The 518-nt window shown below is 45.2% G+C and carries 1 pseudogene; it reads right to left on the bottom strand.

What is annotated here, in order from left to right:
- Positions 1-518, bottom strand: a pseudogene (locus tag M2R47_RS09395) (hypothetical protein); the annotation flags it as partial.

A 518-nucleotide genomic window follows, 5' to 3' on the forward strand; every position in this document is an offset into this window, starting at 1 on the left:
AACTTTGTCTTTGGTAGCAACAGTTAGGTTACCGTTTTCATCTTGGGTAACTTTGATGTTGTCACCTTGATTGATGCTGATGGTATCACCTGCTTTGACCAGCTTACCATCTTTGCCGTTGGCTTGTAGGGTAAAGCCTGAGTTGTTGATGGCGTTGATGGTGTCAGCTGCTGATAGGACTTTATCGCCATCAGTCTCTGCAATGCTAAGATTGCCTTTGGCATCAACAGTTGCTGGTGCGGCTTTGGCCACATCAACGGTGTAGATGGTTTGACCTTGATCGCCTTGTTTTGAGGTCACTTTGGCAAAGCCTGTACCTTCAACCTCAGTCTTAGCGGCATTGATGCCTTTGGTCAAGTCAGCTTTAAGCTGATGGATTTGACCACCATTCACCGCATCTTTACTGCCTTCACTGATGTTACCATCAGCAACATTGGTAACTTTCTTATTGCCAGCGTTGATGCCATCTTGGTTGATGATCACATCACCGACTTTCACTTCATTAAAGCCAACTTTGT

It is taken from the genome of Moraxella oculi, from assembly GCF_023336735.1.
In the GTDB taxonomy this organism is placed as follows: Bacteria; Pseudomonadota; Gammaproteobacteria; order Pseudomonadales; family Moraxellaceae; genus Moraxella; species Moraxella oculi.